Raw genomic sequence first — 13,967 nt, 5'->3', positions numbered from 1 at the left:
CACAGGAAAACATGAGAAAAATCAATACTTTACTACTATTGCTTTTATGCAATATCGTATGCCTGCAAGCACAGGAAAACAGAATTGTTGAGTTAGAAAAATCACTCGAAATCATGCGTACCGATCTACAGCAAAAGAAATTACTGTTCAGTTGGACACTTATGGAAAAATATCTGGATGCTTGCAGTGCATCCAACAAGTTAGTAAACATCAAGAATGAACCGAAACTGACTTATATCATTTTCGAATTAAAACCCCAAGAATTGGCTGCTTCCAAAGAAGCTTATGAAACAGCTAAAGACGAACTAAAAAAGATGTTGAATACTTATTCCGAGTACACACAATTGGACTCTGCCTACCGGAATACCGCTAAAGAGGAAACACGTAAAGAAATCAACGTAGCCATGAATAATTTTTATCGCCGTTTATCCGATGAGAATAAGGACTACCGCCCCATGCGAGATAAAGAACAGAAAGCTCTCAGGAGCTACTACATAGCCGCCGCACGCTATATGCTGGAAGAAAGCAAGAATAAACAGGAAGTGGTACCCAATGGCATCATAGATTATAAAGAGCGCGAAAATATTCTCAACTCCAATGCCGCTCTCAATCAATTATCTGTAGAAATCAGACTGCTGGAAAATCTACAAAGAGAAGTGCTTCAGGAATATCAAAAATTAAAATATCACATAACTCCATCCAAGTAAGATAAATCCCATTCAAAACACAACAAATGTACACTGATTAGCAACACGTTACAAGAAGTCAAGAGTTTGTCAGCAAGGAGTTAAGAGTTTGTTCACAAACTCTTAACTCCTTGCTGACAGGGTATCAAAAGCCTTCAAAAATTGCTCTATTCTTCCAGCTTTTACGTACCCTCCCCGTGTCAAAGCCGTACTTTCTCCGTATCCATACGCTTAGACTTGATACGGCTTTGACACGGTCCAGATACGGACCGGGTATGGTGAGAGTCCTGAGATTGTTCTTTTTATCGTTTTTCTTTCAACAAATCTCTGATCTCCGTCAACAACACTTCTTCTTTCGTCGGTGCAGGAGGAGCAGGAGGTGCTGCAGGAGCCTCTGTTTCTTTCTTAGCCGTCAGCTTGGTCAGCAACTTGATGAACAAGAAAATAGAGAAAGCGATAATGAGAAAATCAAATGTCACTTGCAGGAAATTACCATAATTTAAGGTAACGGCTGCAATCTCCTTACCGTCCACCATTTCAGCGGGTTTCATCACCCACTTCAGATCCGTAAAGTTCACACCGCCCACCAACAGACCGAGAGGCGGCATAATAATATCTGCCACAACAGAGGACACAATTTTACCAAACGCACCACCGATAATTACACCGACAGCCATGTCTACCACATTGCCTTTCATGGCAAATGATTTAAAATCTTGTAAAAATGAACTTTTTCCCATCATTTCCATTATTTAATTATAAAATTAAGTGCGAATATAAAAACATTTTCTTACTTTTGCACCGCATTTCGGAAATAAATGCTCAAGAGAAGAGAGATATTTGAACAAATATTATAAAACCCTTAAAAGTTTAAACAAAATGATTAAAGTAGGTATTAATGGATTCGGACGTATCGGACGTTTCGTATTCCGCGCTGCTCAGACAAGAAACGATATTCAAATCGTTGGTATTAACGACCTTTGCCCGGTTGACTACTTGGCTTACATGCTGAAGTATGACACTATGCACGGTCAGTTCGACGGAACAATCGAAGCTGATGTTGAAAACAGCAAACTGATTGTAAATGGTAACGCTATCCGTATCACTGCAGAAAGAAATCCTGCTGACTTGAAGTGGAATGAAGTAGGTGCAGAATATGTAGTTGAATCTACAGGTTTGTTCCTCTCTAAAGATAAAGCTCAAGCTCACATCGAAGCTGGTGCAAAATACGTTGTTATGTCTGCTCCTTCTAAAGATGACACTCCGATGTTCGTATGCGGTGTTAACGAAAAGAGCTACGTGAAAGGTACTCAATTCGTATCTAACGCTTCTTGTACTACTAACTGTTTGGCTCCTATCGCTAAAGTATTGAACGACAACTGGGGTATCACTGACGGTTTGATGACTACTGTTCACTCTACAACTGCTACTCAGAAAACAGTTGACGGTCCTTCTATGAAAGACTGGAGAGGTGGTCGTGCTGCTTCTGGCAACATCATCCCTTCTTCTACTGGTGCTGCTAAGGCTGTAGGTAAAGTTATCCCTGAACTGAACGGCAAATTGACCGGTATGTCTATGCGCGTTCCGACTTTGGACGTATCTGTAGTTGACTTGACAGTAAACTTGGCTAAACCGGCTACGTATGCTGAAATCTGCGCTGCTATGAAAGCTGCTTCTGAAGGCGAATTGAAGGGTGTTCTGGGTTATACTGAAGATGCGGTTGTTTCTTCTGACTTCCTGGGTGACGCTCGCACTTCTATCTTCGATGCTAAAGCTGGTATCGCTTTGACTGATACTTTCGTTAAGGTCGTATCTTGGTATGATAACGAAATCGGCTACTCTAACAAAGTTCTTGACCTGATCGCTCACATGGCTTCAGTTAACAACTAATCAGTAGAGTATTTAAAATACCATATAAACAGGCAGCCTCATTGAGGTTGCCTGTTTTTTTTATATAACCGCCTTAAGTTGAATAATATACTTTGTTAAAATATAGTTGGTTCTTCGTCAAATCAGCTATTTTTTTGCAATTTTGCAGTTAGATTATTTTTACCGATACATTCATCGTATGATAAAATTAAAACTAACTCTAACATTGCTTTGCCTTATGAACATGATACAGGCTCAAAACCCTTTTTTTGAAAAGTATTCTACCCCACACGGAACCATTCCGTTTGATAAAATAAAGACCGAACATTATGAACCTGCCATCCGTGAAGGCATCAGCCGTCACGATGCGGAAATCGATGCCATTATAAACAATACGGAGGCACCCACTTTTGCCAACACTGTGGCAGCTTATGAGAAGTCCGGGCAATTACTAAGTCAGGTCAGCACCGTATTGGGCAACTTGCTCAGTGCCGAGACAAATGACGACATGCAGGAACTGGCCAAAACCATGATGCCACTATTGAGCGAACACAGCAATAACATCACTCTGAACGAAAAGTTATTTGCACGCATCAAGGCGGTATATGACCAAAAAGCCCAAGCCAATCTCACTCCCGAACAAAATAAGCTATTGGAAGAGGTTTACAATAGCTTTGTCCGTAGTGGTGCCAATCTGGAAGGAGAAGCCAAAGAACAGTATCGTGCTCTGAGTAAAGAACTCAGCCTGCTGACCCTGCAATTCGGAGAAAACAACCTGAAAGAAACCAATGACTACAAGCTGGTACTGACGGATATAACACAATTGGAGGGATTACCTCAAAGCGCCGTTGATGCAGCCGCCGAAACAGCCAAAGAAAAAGGCGTGGAAGGATGGGTGTTCACATTGCAAGCTCCCAGCTACAGTCCGTTCATGATGTATGCCAACAACCGCGACTTGCGTTGTGAACTCTACATGGCATACAACACAAAGTGCAGCCATGATAATGAAACCAACAATCTGGAGATTGTAAAGAAGCTGGCCAACATCCGCCTGGCCATCGCGCAACTTCTGGGATACAATAGTTTCGCTGAATATAATCTGAAAGAGCGAATGGCAGAAAACAGCAATGCAGTATATAAATTGTTGAACCAGTTGCTGGACGCCTATACTCCCACCGCCAAACAAGAATATGAAGAAGTGGAAGCATTGGCACGCCAACTGAATGGCGATGATTTCACAGTTATGCCTTGGGATTGGGCATATTATTCTCATAAGTTGAAAGACCTGAAATTCCAGATAGATGACGAAATGCTTCGCCCCTACTTCGAACTGAACAAAGTGAAAGAGGGCGTATTTGGGCTGGCTACCCGTTTATATGGCATCACATTCAAGAAGAATGCCGATATTCCGGTTTATCATAAAGACGTGGATGCCTATGAGGTGTTCGACAAAGACGGCAAGTTCCTTTCCGTACTCTACACCGACTTCCATCCCAGAGATGGCAAACGTTCGGGCGCATGGATGACTTCCTATAAAGAGCAATGGATTGATGAAACCACGGGGGAAAACAGCCGCCCGCATATATCCATTGTAATGAACTTCACCAAGCCGACCAAGGACAAGCCAGCTTTACTGACATTTGGCGAACTGGAAACATTCCTGCATGAATTCGGACATAGCTTGCACGGCATGTTTGCAAACTCCACTTATGAGAGCTTAAGCGGTACGAATGTATATTGGGATTTTGTGGAGCTTCCCTCCCAGTTCATGGAAAACTTTGCCATCGAAAAAGAGTTCCTCCACACCTTTGCCCGACATTACCAGACAGGAAAATTGATTCCCGACGAACTGGTGCAGCGCATTGTGGACTCTTCCAATTTTGATGCAGCTTATGCCTGCCTGCGCCAGATTAGCTTCGGGCTGCTTGACATGGCATGGTACACCCGTACAACTCCATTTGACGGCGATGTGAAAACTTACGAAAAAGAAGCATGGGCGAAAGCACAGATTCTTCCTGTTATAGAAGAAACCTGCATGAGTACCCAATTCTCACATATCTTTGCGGGAGGATACTCAGCCGGATATTACAGCTACAAATGGGCGGAAGTGCTGGATGCAGATGCATTCTCGTTGTTTAAGCAGAAAGGTATTTTCAATCCGGAAGTAGCCGCTTCATTCCGCGAAAACATCCTTTCCAAAGGAGGAACAGAGCATCCAATGGTGCTTTACAAACGCTTCCGTGGACAGGAACCAACTATTGATGCATTATTAATCAGAAACGGAATAGGAAAATGAAAAAGATAAATATATATATACAGTTACTATTAGTGGCTTTACTCACTCCCATTTTAAGCGCTTGTGAACAGGAAGATGATGTTATTGATATCTTCACCGGAAAGACCTGGTACATGACTTACATTGCAGTGGAAGGACAGAATAAAATGTATGACTTCTGGCAAGGAAATGAAGATGCACGGATACAAAGTTTCAAAACCATCACAGGGGATAACTACACCTTGACATTTGATGGAGCCGACTTGGGCAACTCGACCGGTGGCGGAACTTTCAGTGGAAGAGCAACCTCTGCCAGCATAAATGGTAAATGGAATGCAAACGGTGAGAACCGGGAACTTAAACTGACCATTGACAAAGCGGGTACCGATACCGATAAATATTTAGGTAAAGCCTTTATAGAAGGATTAAAAAGCGCATTCAAATATGGCGGCGATAACAAGAACCTCTATATCTATTATAAAGAAGGACAGACTGTAAAGTTCATTTCTTTCGCTCCTCAACGTAATTCCGGTAATTAAAAGAGATTATGGACATTTCAGCAAAAGAGAAACAAGAAGCGCTGGACAAACGTTATATACGTATGGCAAACATCTGGGCGGAGAATTCATATTGCATACGCCGCCAGGTAGGCGCACTCATCGTCAAAGACAAAATGATAATTTCCGACGGGTATAATGGTACGCCTGCCGGTTTTGAGAATGTATGCGAAGATGATGATAACATTACCAAACCCTATGTGCTGCATGCCGAGGCGAACGCCATCACCAAGATAGCCTGCTCCAACAATAGCAGCGACGGCGCTACCATGTATGTCACAGCTTCACCATGCATTGAATGTTCAAAACTGATTATCCAGGCAGGTATCAAACGAGTGGTTTACTCAGAGAAATATCGTTTGGAAGATGGAATCGAGTTACTGAAGCGCGCAGGTATCGAAGTAGTATATGTAGCTACGAGTGACGGGCTACAAGATACAAGTAATAAATGAGGACCTTAAACAAACAATAAACAAAAATATACGAAGCATACAGCTACCTCTCGTAGCATGTAGCTCGTAGCTAACAACTTTTAAGAACATGAGTACAAAAAACTCTTCCCGTTTCACTCCGCTTATTATCGCCATCAGCGTAGTAATGGGAATTCTGATTGGAACATTTTACGCCAGACATTTCGCCGGAAATACGCTGGGCATCATCAATGGCTCGTCCAACAAGCTGAATGCTTTGTTACGGGTTATTGAAGACCAATACGTGGACACAGTCAACATGACGGACCTCGTGGAAAAGGCTATGCCGCAGATACTGGCAGAGTTAGATCCCCACTCCACTTATATTCCTGCCCAGAATCTGGAAGAAGTAAATTCTGAGCTGGAAGGTAGTTTCAGTGGCATTGGTATTCAATTCACCATTCAGGAAGACACCATTCATGTGAACAGTGTCATCCAGGGCGGTCCGTCCGAGAAGGTTGGACTGATGGCAGGTGACCGCATCGTCAAAGTAGACGACAGCCTCTTCGTGGGCAAACCTCTGACTAATGAAAAAGCAATGCGCACCCTGAAAGGACCGAAAGGTACAAAAGTGAAACTTAGCGTTAAACGTGCAACGGAAAAAGATCTGCTGGACTTTGTCATTACACGTGGTGACATTCCACAAAACACCATTGACGCGGCATATATGCTCAGCAACGAATACGGCTATATACAAATTAGCAAATTCGGACGTACCACTCATGTGGAACTGCTGAATGCGATTGCCCAGCTTAGCCACCATAATTGCAAAGGAATCATCATTGACCTGCGCGACAATACCGGTGGTTACATGGAAGCCGCCGTACGCATGGTAAATGAATTCCTGCCGGAAGGACAACTCATTGTCTACGCGCAGGGACGCAAATATCCTCGCACGGAAGACTATGCCAACGGAACAGGCAGTTGCCAGAAAATGCCTTTGGTGGTGCTAACCAATGAAGGTTCCGCTTCTGCCAGCGAGATTTTTGCAGGAGCTATTCAGGATAATGACCGTGGTACTATTGTAGGACGCCGTTCCTTTGGTAAAGGACTGGTGCAGCAGCCGATTGATTTCAGTGATGGTTCTGCCATCCGTCTGACAATTGCCCGCTACTATACTCCTTCCGGTCGTTGCATCCAACGCCCCTATAAGAATGGTAAGGATGCCAAGTATGAAATGGATTGGCTGACCCGTTATGAGCATGGTGAATTCTTCTCTAAAGATAGCATCAAGCTGGATGAGAACCTGCGTTACTCCACCCGTTTGGGACGCCCTGTTTACGGTGGCGGCGGTATCATGCCCGACTTTTTCGTACCGCAAGATACGACAGGTACTTCTTCTTACCTGATTGAGGTGCTCAACAAAGGACTGACTTTACAGTTCAGTTTCCAGTATTCCGACCGCAATCGGGCTAAACTGAATGAATTTGATAATGAAGAAGACATGTTGAAGTATCTTCGTCAGCAAGGCATCGTGGAACAGTTCATACGCTTTGCCGACAGCAAGGGTGTGAAGAGACGCAATATTCTCATTCACAAGTCGCACAAGCTGATGGAAAGAAACTTGTATGGAAACATTATCTACAACATATTAGGCAGAGAGCCCTACATCAAGTACATCAACCAGGGTGACCCCACCGTACAAAAAGCATTAGAAATTCTGGAGAACGGGGAAGCATTCCCCAAAGCTCCGGAAGAAGTTTTGAAGGAAGAAAAGAAAGATGAAGGAAAGAAAAAAAGAACTGCGGAAGCGTATGGCATTGTTAAAGACCCAGCACGGGCTTTCCACTACGCATCAATCCCAGTCTGCTGAAATACTTGCTGCCTTGGAGGTTCATCCAGCTTTCAGGGCAGCACATACCGTCCTGCTTTATTACTCACTGAAGGACGAAGTTGATACGCATGAATTTGTCCGGAAGTGGAGTCGCGAAAAGCGGATATTGCTTCCGGTTGTTATAGGCGACAATCTGGAATTGCGCGTCTACACCGGACCCGAAGACCTGGCAACAGGAGCTTATGGCATCGAAGAACCTACAGGAGAGCTCTTCACTGACTATGCAAGCATAGACTTCGCTGCCATTCCCGGCGTGGCTTTTGATGTCGCAGGCAACCGCTTGGGGCGGGGCAAAGGTTACTATGACCGGCTGCTCCCCCATCTCACGACATTCAAAGCCGGCATCTGTTTTCCTTTTCAATTAGTAGAAGAAGTGCCTGCGGAGCCGTTCGACATTCGCATGGATACGATTATAACAGTGGATAAACTTACTTCTCAGAATTGCGGAACTGCTGTGGCGTCATGCCTACATGTTTCTTGAAGAATTGATTAAAGAACGACGCATTGTTGAATCCCAGGTTCAGTGCGATATCCTTTACCGGAATAGATGTAGTACGCAATAGTGTTCGGGCATCCAAAATCAGTATGTGGTTGATAATTTGCATAGCCGTCTGCCCTTCCGATTTTTTCTTCACAATGTGGCAAAGCTGGGTGGGTTTCAGGCCCATTTCAGTGGCATAGAATTGCACCTGATGTTGTTGCGTATAATGTTCCTGTACCAAGCGAACAAATTGCCGGAAAATGGCAGATTGCTTGTCAGGAGGTGCCACCTGTAATAAGGCTTTTCTCTGACCAAGTTCCGTAAATCCTTGCAGGAGTGCCTCCAATATCGATTTCAGCGTGGCACGACTGAACAGGAACGGCGCATCTCTACGTACTCTTGTAAGCAATGAAAAAGTATCAGTATAAATACTGAAAATCTTCTCAGGCAATGGCAGCAAAGGTCGTTCGCCAATAACATAAAATGTATGGATAGTCGGCTTATCCAGATGAGTTTCATGGATGAACGACAATGAAAAAAAGATAGCATGCATCTGCACATCCTCCGATGCCTTTAGCACGTGTATGAAACTATTCGCCGGAATGGCTATCATTGTACCGGCACCAATATTATATTGCACCAGATTAATCACGACCTTGACATGCCCCCGGATACAAAGAGCGAAAATAAAAGCTTTCGTCTTTCTGAGAACAGAAAAATATGCCAGCAACTTCTCCCGGCTGATATGGTCGTCAGTAGTGAAATTTGTAGATATATGTAATTCCGGAGTGCTCATATTTTTGTTGCTATAACGCTAAAACCTCTTTTTGGTTGCAAAAGTCATGATATTAACACCCTTTTTAGTTAATTACCTGTTAATTCTATTCCACATTCATTACACTCATCGTTAAAAGTAAGCAATCTGCACATAATGGAATATCAGAAGATAATAATAGAATATCACTTCCAACACAATCCATTGCCTGAACAAAAGATTAATACGACCTTTGTTCATTTAACACAACTTTAAATTGATTACGAATAAAATTTGATCATGAACTACAATAATTTACTAATAATTATCGCGATATTATCTATTTTAATATTCATTTTGTGCGCAATGCTTTGGCACCTATATTTACGAAGTAAGACAGCAAAAGACATACGGGTGGGAAATGCTGTTTCCAGACAACTGTTTGATGTATGGCCGCTTGGAGTAATGATTCTTAATCCGGATAAAACTATCGAACGAATGAACGATTCTTTGCTGGGAGAATTACAACTGAACTTAGAGCAAATAATCGGTAAGCCTGCAACCGAAATCATTGAAATCATTCAGGACAAAAAGAATCTGTTACCTCATTTTCTGGAAGAGATAGGACAGAAGAATCGCACTATTCAGTTTTCGACAAATTGCTTTATACACGAATCAAAAGCAAATATCAGCTTTCTTATACAAGGAGGAATTACCGGAATATATGAAGAAGACAAATTGGTAAAAATCATCATTTACTTGCGAAACGTACTTGAAGAGCGTACACAAAGGCACATGCTCAATATAGCTTTGAGCCGGACACAGATTTTTCCCTGGTCGTTCGACATGGAACGCAATCTGATGATAATTGATCCGCGCTATTTCGATTATCTGAAAATCCCCACCAAAGATTATACGTTGACTATGGAGCAGTATGCAGATCTGGTACATCCTGATGACCGCAAAGACCTCTTTGAAGCTCTTGGGCAACAAGTGAATGGCAATCTATATGAAACCCCTGTTCCTTTCCGTTTACGCCGTGGTGATGGAAAATGGGAATGGTTTGAAGGGCAATCAACTTATGTCGGTCAACTTTCAGACTTGCCTTTTCGTATCATTGGCATCTGCATGAGCACACAACGACATAAAGATATTGAAGACACACTGAACGATGCCCTCCACAAAGCGCAACGCAGCGACCAACTAAAAAGTGCTTTTCTTGCTAATATGAGCCATGAAATCCGCACTCCACTAAATGCTATTGTAGGGTTTTCTACCCTGCTTGTCAGCGAACAAGCCGAACTGACTCCCGAAGAAATAGAAGAATATGCAGCAATCATCGAAAAAAATGGTGAGCTGCTAATGCTACTGATTTCGGATATTCTCGATTTGTCGAAGATTGAGTCGAACACAATGGAATTTAATATCAGCACCTTCTCTTTGAATGAAATGTTGACTGATATTGCTCGCATGCAACGGCTGAATGTTAAGCCTGGAGTGAAACTGATAACAGATTTATCAGAGGAGGACATGAAAGTTACAGCCGATCCGGCACGTTTGGGACAGGTGATGAACAATCTTATAAATAATGCGGTGAAGTTCACTACTAAGGGAAATATCCGGATAGGATATCACCGGGCTGGAAAGGGTGTAGTAGAACTGTTTGTTGAAGACAACGGAAAAGGTATGTCGGAAGAAGTACTCTGTCATATTTTCGAGCGATTCTACAAAGGAGACTCCTTTGTACAAGGTACAGGATTGGGACTAGCCATTTGCAAGACAATTGTAGAGCATTTCAACGGGGAGATTTGCGCAAAGTCAAGGCTCGGAGAGGGAGCAAGATTTGAAATAAAGTTACCTATCGAAGCTAAAGTTTGTCAGGAAGTACCCGTCTGATTTTTATCGGAAAATAATATTTGTGATTACTTGAGCTCCCACATGGCGATTCAGGTTACGCACCAGCAAATCACGCCCCATCATCAATTCCTGGCGCAGAGCTGCCGACGTCAGATGTACATATAAAATCTGATTACGAATATAGAGTTCACGGGTATAAGATGCAATAGTAGGGCCCAGTACTTCCGCCCACGAACTGATAAGCCGTTGCTCATTCAACGGCGACTCTAAGCTCTCCTGACGCAGGAAATTACGGATAAGTGCACCTATTTGTTCTGCATCATTGCGCTTCATACTTCATCCTCCTCCCGTTCTGTAATAACACCCTGATCTACCTGGAACATTTTATAATCACTACCCACTTTATGAAGAATGCGGTCCAGATGTTCCCTATTAGTATCCGTTATGAATATCTGCCCAAAATTGTCACCAGCCACCAATTTAATAATCTGTTCCACGCGGGAAGCATCCAATTTATCGAAGATGTCATCCAGTAAGAGTAAAGGGACAGCAGTACCGGTACGTTTCAAGAAATCGAATTGTGCCAGTTTCAAGGCTACAAGATAAGTTTTATTTTGTCCCTGAGAACCTTCCCGCTTAATAGGGAAATCCCCCAGAAGCATATTCAGTTCATCTTTATGAATACCACGCAAAGAGAATCCCATGATCTGGTCGCGTACGCGACTTTCCTTTATCACTTCCAGCAAGGAGGCATCACGGGCATGCGAATCATACGTCAGCCCCACTTGTTCCTTATCTTGGGATATAAAGGAATAAAAAGACTGAAAGATAGGAATGAATTCGCTGATAAAGGCTTCACGTTTGCGAAAGACGATTTCGCCCGCCTGCGCCATCATTTCTTCCCAGATGAGAAATAACTCCTCCTCTACCGGAACTTCACTTTTTAATAAGGTATTCCGTTGAGCTAATGCTTTGTTGTAACGTATCAGGGCTTCCAGATATTCCTTATCATACTGCGAGATTACAACATCCATGAAACGACGGCGTTCATCACTGCCTCCGGCAATTAGTTCCGAATCGGCAGGGGACACCATTACCAAAGGTAAAAAGCCGATGTGATCGGACAAACGCGTATATTCTTTCTTATTCCGCTTGAATTGCTTCTTCTGCCGACGCTTCATGCCACAATAGATTTCCTCCGGCGTACCGTCGGGAGCCTCATAAAAACCTTGAATGACAAAAAAGTCCTGATCATGGCGGATATTCTGCGAGTCAATGGGATTACCGGAACTTTTGCAGAATGAAAGGAAGTAAATGGCATCGAGTAAATTCGTTTTTCCCATGCCGTTCTGCCCGAAAAAGCAGTTCAACTTAGGTGAAAAGGAGAGTTCTACCTGCTCCAGATTCTTATAGTTAAGTATGGATATACGTTTTAGTATCATATTACAGCAGTAAATTCAGTTACAAAGATAATGCTTTCGATTTATCTTATCCAAAAGTGGGAAGATTTTCGGGCTTTTCCGGCGTAAAAGAAAAAAAGATGCCGCCAAATTTCGTTGATACCTATAAAAAAGTTACTTTTGCGGGTCGAAATGGCTAAATAAGAATAATAACAAAAAGAATATATAAAAATGGCAGAACAAAAGAAAGCTAATGAAGCCTTGAATGTGGAAGAAGCACTGACGCAGTCGGAGGCATTTCTCGTTAAAAACAAAAAAGCAATTATCGGCGCCGTAGTAGCGGTAATCATTATCGTGGCCGGTATAGTTATGTACAAGAACCTTTATGCTGAACCGCGCGAAGAAAAAGCACAGGCTGCATTGTTCAAAGGACAAGAGTATTTTGAAGCCGACCTTTACGAACAGGCTTTGAATGGTGACAGTATTGGATTTGTAGGCTTTGCTAAAATTGCCAACGAATACAGCGGAACAAAAGCTGCTAATCTGGCAAAAGCATACATGGGTATTTGCTACGCTCACCTGGGACAATATGAAGCTGCTGTAAAAGCACTGGATAGCTTCAGCGGAAAAGACCAGATGATAGCTCCTGCAATGAAGGGAGCTATGGGTAACTGCTATGCACAATTGGGTCAGTTGGATAAAGCAGCTTCTATGCTAATGAGCGCTGCTGATGAAGCTGACAACAATTCACTCAGTCCTATCTACTTGCAGCAAGCTGGAGAAATCCTCGTGAAGCAAGGCAAGTATGACGATGCTATCAAGGCATACACCAAGATTAAGGACAAATATTTCCGTTCTTACCAGGCAATGGATATCGATAAGTACATCGAACAAGCTAAATTGCTGAAGAAGTAATATACCTTATTTATATATAGTATATCAAGACACGGGTTACACAGATTTTACGCGGATAGAAGAAAGAACCGTGTGATCCGTGTAATCCGTTTCTTTTTCCCCTTTTCTCCCCTTTTAATTTTTAATTATTAATTTAGAATAACTATGGCAACAGCTTATCATAACCTTTCAGAATACGATTTTAATTCTGTTCCCGATGCAAAAGAAATGAAATTTGGTATTGTTGTTTCTGAATGGAACTTCGATATCACCGGAAAGCTCTTAGAGGGAGCAATGAATACATTAAAGAAACATGGTGCCAGAGAGGAAAATATCTTGGTAAAAACAGTTCCGGGAAGTTTCGAACTGACTTTTGGTGCCAATCAGTTTATAGAATATAGCAATGTCGATGCAGTTATTGCAATTGGTTGCGTAGTAAGAGGAGATACGCCACATTTTGACTATGTTTGCATGGGAGCTACTCAAGGAATAGCTCAACTGAATGCAACTGGCAATGTTCCAGTTATTTACGGATTAATTACTACCAATACAATGGAGCAAGCCGAGGACCGTGCCGGTGGCAAACTGGGCAACAAAGGTGACGAATGTGCAATTACTGCAATAAAAATGATCGATTTCGCTTGGAGTTTACAAAAATAGTCGTATCTTTGCACCGCAATTGAGAAAACAAGGTGCTTAACCAAAGTTACTCAAAAGCAAAAGGGCAAATACCAGAGTGGCCAAATGGGGCAGACTGTAAATCTGCTGGCTTACGCCTTCGGTGGTTCGAATCCATCTTTGCCCACAAAAATTGCGGAAGTAGCTCAGTTGATAGAGCATTAGCCTTCCAAGCTGAGGGTCGCGGGTTTGAGCCCCGTCTTCCGCTCTTA

At 42.7% G+C, this 13,967-nt stretch carries 14 protein-coding genes and 2 tRNA genes; 12 read left to right on the top strand and 4 right to left on the bottom strand.

Going from position 1 to position 13,967, the window contains the following annotated elements; translation table 11 throughout:
• Window positions 1-11: 11 nt before the first annotated feature.
• On the top strand, window positions 12-707 hold the full coding sequence (locus QZ135_RS17585) for a DUF5039 family protein (protein WP_294612174.1): 696 nt from the start codon (window positions 12-14) through the stop codon (window positions 705-707).
• 281 nt (window positions 708-988) lie between these two features.
• On the opposite strand, the gene mscL is transcribed toward QZ135_RS17585, so the two are convergent.
• Complete coding sequence (gene mscL, locus QZ135_RS17580) at window positions 989-1,426, bottom strand: large-conductance mechanosensitive channel protein MscL (protein ID WP_294612198.1); 438 nt, start codon at window positions 1,424-1,426, stop codon at window positions 989-991.
• A 139-nt stretch (window positions 1,427-1,565) separates the two neighbouring features.
• On the opposite strand from mscL, the gene gap reads away from it, so the two are divergent.
• The 6 genes from gap (at window position 1,566) to QZ135_RS17550 (ending at window position 8,172) form a co-directional block, all read left to right on the top strand.
• Window positions 1,566-2,576 carry a type I glyceraldehyde-3-phosphate dehydrogenase gene (gene gap / locus QZ135_RS17575; protein WP_294612171.1) on the top strand — a complete coding sequence of 337 codons (1,011 nt, stop codon included), beginning with the start codon at window positions 1,566-1,568 and terminating at the stop codon, window positions 2,574-2,576.
• A gap of 217 nt (window positions 2,577-2,793) precedes the next feature.
• Window positions 2,794-4,851 (top strand): M3 family metallopeptidase, encoded by a 2,058-nt coding sequence (locus QZ135_RS17570; RefSeq protein WP_294612169.1) that lies wholly within the window; start codon window positions 2,794-2,796, stop codon window positions 4,849-4,851.
• Complete coding sequence (locus tag QZ135_RS17565) at window positions 4,848-5,369, top strand: DUF4847 family protein (RefSeq protein WP_294612166.1); 522 nt, start codon at window positions 4,848-4,850, stop codon at window positions 5,367-5,369. Before QZ135_RS17570 ends, QZ135_RS17565 begins: the two co-directional genes overlap by 4 nt.
• Window positions 5,370-5,377: 8 nt before the next feature.
• On the top strand, window positions 5,378-5,839 hold the full coding sequence (locus tag QZ135_RS17560) for a dCMP deaminase family protein (protein WP_294612163.1): 462 nt from the start codon (window positions 5,378-5,380) through the stop codon (window positions 5,837-5,839).
• A gap of 88 nt (window positions 5,840-5,927) precedes the next feature.
• A complete protein-coding gene (locus QZ135_RS17555) occupies window positions 5,928-7,670 on the top strand; it encodes a S41 family peptidase (RefSeq protein ID WP_294612160.1) in 1,743 nt (580 codons plus the stop codon).
• Window positions 7,612-8,172: a 5-formyltetrahydrofolate cyclo-ligase gene (locus tag QZ135_RS17550; protein ID WP_294612157.1), complete on the top strand. Its 561-nt coding sequence runs from the start codon at window positions 7,612-7,614 to the stop codon at window positions 8,170-8,172. The genes QZ135_RS17555 and QZ135_RS17550 overlap by 59 nt, the downstream gene beginning before the upstream one ends.
• Here QZ135_RS17550 and QZ135_RS17545 read toward each other — a convergent pair.
• Complete coding sequence (locus QZ135_RS17545) at window positions 8,120-8,968, bottom strand: AraC family transcriptional regulator (protein WP_294612154.1); 849 nt, start codon at window positions 8,966-8,968, stop codon at window positions 8,120-8,122. The two genes, QZ135_RS17550 and QZ135_RS17545, sit on opposite strands and share 53 nt — an antisense overlap.
• A gap of 324 nt (window positions 8,969-9,292) precedes the next feature.
• Here QZ135_RS17545 and QZ135_RS17540 point away from each other — a divergent pair, with 324 nt between their 5' ends.
• On the top strand, window positions 9,293-10,822 hold the full coding sequence (locus QZ135_RS17540; protein ID WP_308757853.1) for an ATP-binding protein: 1,530 nt from the start codon (window positions 9,293-9,295) through the stop codon (window positions 10,820-10,822).
• A 3-nt stretch (window positions 10,823-10,825) separates the two neighbouring features.
• Here QZ135_RS17540 and QZ135_RS17535 read toward each other — a convergent pair whose 3' ends face one another.
• Together QZ135_RS17535 and recF are read right to left on the bottom strand one after the other, a co-directional pair.
• Complete coding sequence (locus QZ135_RS17535; protein ID WP_073315156.1) at window positions 10,826-11,116, bottom strand: DUF721 domain-containing protein; 291 nt, start codon at window positions 11,114-11,116, stop codon at window positions 10,826-10,828.
• The gene (gene recF / locus QZ135_RS17530) at window positions 11,113-12,225 is read right to left on the bottom strand and encodes a DNA replication and repair protein RecF (RefSeq protein ID WP_294612145.1); all 1,113 of its coding nucleotides are present in this window, start codon (window positions 12,223-12,225) and stop codon (window positions 11,113-11,115) included. Before recF ends, QZ135_RS17535 begins: the two co-directional genes overlap by 4 nt.
• 189 nt (window positions 12,226-12,414) lie before the next feature.
• Between recF and QZ135_RS17525 the strand changes: the two genes are divergently transcribed.
• The 4 genes from QZ135_RS17525 (at window position 12,415) to QZ135_RS17510 (ending at window position 13,963) form a co-directional block, all read left to right on the top strand.
• The gene (locus QZ135_RS17525; RefSeq protein WP_009129175.1) at window positions 12,415-13,098 is read left to right on the top strand and encodes a tetratricopeptide repeat protein; all 684 of its coding nucleotides are present in this window, start codon (window positions 12,415-12,417) and stop codon (window positions 13,096-13,098) included.
• A 144-nt stretch (window positions 13,099-13,242) separates the two neighbouring features.
• Window positions 13,243-13,737, top strand: coding sequence for a 6,7-dimethyl-8-ribityllumazine synthase (gene ribH / locus QZ135_RS17520; RefSeq protein ID WP_294612140.1), 495 nt, complete (start codon window positions 13,243-13,245; stop codon window positions 13,735-13,737).
• Between the two features lie 62 nt (window positions 13,738-13,799).
• A tRNA-Tyr gene (locus tag QZ135_RS17515) sits at window positions 13,800-13,882 on the top strand.
• Window positions 13,883-13,890: 8 nt separating this feature from the next.
• Window positions 13,891-13,963: transfer RNA gene (locus tag QZ135_RS17510), tRNA-Gly, on the top strand.
• The last annotated feature ends 4 nt before the right edge of the window (window positions 13,964-13,967 follow it).

The sequence above is a fragment of the uncultured Bacteroides sp. genome (assembly GCF_905207245.1).
Lineage (GTDB): Bacteria > Bacteroidota > Bacteroidia > Bacteroidales > Bacteroidaceae > Bacteroides.
The sequence above is the reverse complement of the archived record's forward strand: the minus strand, read 5'-3'. Positions and strand labels throughout refer to the sequence as shown.